The sequence below is a fragment of the Mesorhizobium sp. M7A.F.Ca.CA.002.09.1.1 genome (genome assembly GCF_003998555.1).
GTDB lineage: Bacteria > Pseudomonadota > Alphaproteobacteria > Rhizobiales > Rhizobiaceae > Mesorhizobium > Mesorhizobium ciceri.
Window position 1 is genome coordinate 1 of sequence record NZ_RZRR01000602.1, and the last position, 3,538, is coordinate 3,538.

3 protein-coding genes are annotated in these 3,538 nt (G+C 64.5%); 1 reads left to right on the top strand and 2 read right to left on the bottom strand.

Annotated features, from left to right (window positions below):
* Positions 1-138 precede the first annotated feature (138 nt).
* Positions 139-885 carry a phosphatidylcholine/phosphatidylserine synthase gene (locus tag EN994_RS22830; RefSeq protein WP_224621703.1) on the top strand — a complete coding sequence of 249 codons (747 nt, stop codon included), beginning with the start codon at positions 139-141 and terminating at the stop codon, positions 883-885.
* Between the two features lie 27 nt (positions 886-912).
* Here EN994_RS22830 and EN994_RS22835 read toward each other — a convergent pair whose 3' ends face one another.
* Positions 913-3,135, bottom strand: coding sequence for an AMP-binding protein (locus tag EN994_RS22835; protein ID WP_013532541.1), 2,223 nt, complete (start codon positions 3,133-3,135; stop codon positions 913-915).
* A 123-nt stretch (positions 3,136-3,258) separates the two neighbouring features.
* Positions 3,259-3,538, bottom strand: a 280-nt coding sequence (locus EN994_RS22840; RefSeq protein ID WP_127307824.1) for a 4-oxalocrotonate tautomerase, incomplete at its 5' end; no start/stop codon positions are given.

The following is a 3,538-nucleotide window of genomic DNA, read 5'->3' on the forward strand; positions in this document are numbered from 1 at the left end:
GGCGAAACCGTGCTGGCCGAATTCGGCGGTGTCGCCGGCACACCCCTCGTGCGGATTTCCTGAGCCGTGGGCACGCAGTATAAGAAGTTCGAGGCCCATGCCAGCGGCGGTCCGCGCATCCGCGAGATCCCGATGCGCATGGTGCTGCCCAACCTCGTCACCGTGCTTGCCATCTGCGCCGGTCTGTCGGGCATCCGCTTCGGCTTCGAAGGCCGCTTCGAGCCGGCCGTGGTGATGGTGCTGCTGGCCGCTTTCCTCGACGGCATTGATGGCCGCTTGGCGCGGATGCTGAAGGCAACCTCCAAATTCGGCGCCCAGATGGATTCGCTGGCCGACATCGTCAATTTCGGCGTCGCCCCGGCTTTGGTGCTTTATGCCTTCCTGCTCGACCGTGCCGGCTCGCCGGGCTGGATTGCGGCCTTGCTGTTCGCCATCGCCTGCGGGCTAAGGCTCGCCCGCTTCAACGTGCTCGACGACGAGAAGGCCGACCGCCCGATATGGCAGTCCGAATATTTCGTCGGCGTGCCGGCGCCGGCTGGTGCTGTGCTGGTGATGCTGCCGCTCTATCTCTATTTCCTGCGCACAGGGCTGGAGCCCAGTCGTCCAGCGGCCTTCGTCGCCACCGGCTTTACCATACTGGTCGCCTTCCTGCTGGTCAGCCGGCTGCCGGTCTATTCCGGCAAGAGCCTGAAAATCCCGGGCGACAGGGTGTTGCCGATCATCCTGGGTGTCGTGCTCTACGTACTGCTGCTGATGACCTACCCCTGGTACACGCTGACCGCTTCGGTTGCCGGCTACCTGATCTTCCTGCCGTTCAGTGTGCGCGCCTATTCGAAACGCGCCAAGCTGGAGGGCGAGAAGGTACCGCCTTCGGATATAGGTTAGAAGGTCGGCGGAAGTGCTTGATCCGACTCAGGCCGCGACGCCGAGCCCCAGCCTGTCGATCGCCAGCTTTCGGGTCGAGACATAGTCGGTCTTGCCCGAACCCAGCACCGGGATTTCCTCGACCTTGACGATGTCGTTGGGCACCATCAGTTCGGCGGCGCCCGCTTGTTTGCCGAATCTGCGCAACTCGTCGGGATTGGCGTCGTCGGCGGTGGTGACCAGCACAATGCGCTCGCCGCGCCTCTTGTCCGGCACCGCTACCGCCGCATGGCGTTCTTCCGGCCACAACGACTGCACCAGCATCTCGACAGCACCCAGCGACACCATCTCGCCGGCGATCTTGGCGAAGCGCTTGGCGCGGCCGCGAATGGTGATGAAGCCTTCGCGGTCGACAGCGACGATGTCGCCGGTGTCGTGCCAGCCCGTCAGCGGCTGCAATTCACCGGGGCGGTCCGATGTCATATAGCCCATCATCAGGTTCGGTCCGTCGAGCCACAATTGGCCGGCATCGGAAATGCCTTCGATCGGCTCAAGCTTCATGCGCATGGCCGGCAGCAGCCGCCCGACGGTACCGTCGCGGCCATGGATTGCCGTGTTGACGGCAACCACCGGCGCCGCCTCTGTCAGCCCGAACCCTTCGATGATCTCGGCCTGGAAGCGTTCGCGATAGACGCGGCGGGTTTCCGGCTTCACCGCCTCGGCGCCGGCAACGACGAAGCGCAGGCTGGAAAAATCGCCGTCCTTGGCGGTACGCGCATAGTTGGCGAGGAACGTGTCGGTGCCGAACATAATGGTCGGTTTCCCCTTGCGCGCAACCTCGGGGATGATCTTGTAGTGCAGCGGCGAGGGGTAGAGGAACAGTTTTACCCCGGTGACCAGCGGCAGGATGGTGCCGCCCGTCAGGCCGAACGAATGGAACACCGGCAGCACGTTGAGCAGGATGTCGGCGGGCGAGATGGTGATGCGCGCCTCAGCCTGCATGGCGTTGGCGTAAAGGTTCTTGTGCGACAGCACGACTGCCTTCGGCGTGCCTTCCGAGCCCGAGGTGAACAGGATCACCGCCGGCTTGGCCGCGTCCTGTCGCTGCAGCGGCCAGCGCCACAGCAAGGCGGCGGCAAGCTTGTCCAGCGCGGTGACGCTCTCCCGCACATCCTCGAGCCAGAGAAGCCTGGCGCCGCCCTTTTCGACCGCCGCGACGATATCGGCAAGGTCGGCCTTCTCGACGAACGCGCGGGACGAAATCACGGTCCTTATCACCGCCGTGCGCACGGCCGCGGTGACGCTCGCCGGCCCGGCCGTGTAGTTGATCATCGCCGCCACCCGGCCGGCCGACAGAAGGCCGGTGAGCGACAGCACGACGCCATTGGCATTGGGCAGCATCACGCCGACTGCCTCGCCCGGAGCCGTTACCGCCTCGAAGCGCCTGCCCAGGACGCGGGCGCCGATGAACAGCTTGCGGTAGCTCAGCGCGCCGGAGATCACGTCCTCGATGATGATATGCGAAGCGCCGACGCGGTCGGCGGCATCGCGCATGGCCAGGAACAGGCCACGATCGAGGTTGGTGCCGAAGAGCCGCGCCTCGGCGACACGGTCGAACAGCGCGTTGGTGTTCGAGGCCTGCTCGGGGTTGCGCGCCACCAACTCAGTGATGGTCATCGGCTCCAGCACGCTGATCGACAGTTGCGGAAACCAGTGTCGTGGCGCCTTGTCCCCAGGCGTCAACGACACCGGCAGGCTGCGCGCGCCGCCGACGAAGATCGGCACGATCTTGGCATCGGCCTGCATGGCGATGCGGGTGACGGCACGAAACAACCGAAACGTCTTGACGTCGGGCTCGACTGCATCCGGCAGATAGACAGCGAGCCGGCCCTTGCCCTTCAGCACCCGCACCAGCCGGCGGCTGACGAAGACATGTTCGGCGTTGAAGGCGATGGTACGGCCAAGCTCGCGCCAAGGTTCGAGCCACGGCGAGCGCGCCGAGACCTCATCGAGAATATGCAGCGTGTCTTCCGGCAGCAGCGACAGCATCAGCGCCGGCTCGAAGCGCGATTGATGAGAGATGACGTAGATGACTGGGGCCTGCGCCTTGCGGGCGATCCTGATGCGGCTGTCTCCGATCCGGTAGGCAAGCTTGAACGGGACATAGAGCAGCGCCTGGGTGAAGCGTAGGCCGAGGCGGAATTTTTCCGCCACGCCAATCAGGAGCCAGGCCAGAACAAGACCCGCAAGCAGCGCCAGTGTCAGGATCATGCCGCGTCTCTCCCAACGTTTTTAGCATCTCGGCTCTTTGCGGCCGTGTCGGCCAGAACCTAGACGATGTGGGAGCAAGGTCAATGCGGAGCTTTTGCTTCCCTTGGTGCGGGAAGCTGCTTCTCACGCCGCCTGCAGCCGTCCACTGATGAAACGAAATTCCTGCGTCTTGCCGCCATAGCCGTAAGCGGCTGCCGGCACTTCATGCACGAAGGCGTAGCTCTCCTCGTGCACGCCGCCCAGCAGACGGCCGAAGGCTGCGAAGATCGCCTTCAGATAGGCCTCCAGCTCAAGCTTGGTGTTGGTGCCGTCGACCACCTTGATATCAAGCCAGAACGTGTTGGTGCCGTGCTCGGCCAGCGAATTGCCGCCGGCGAACCAGTGCTGCGGATCGACATAGGAC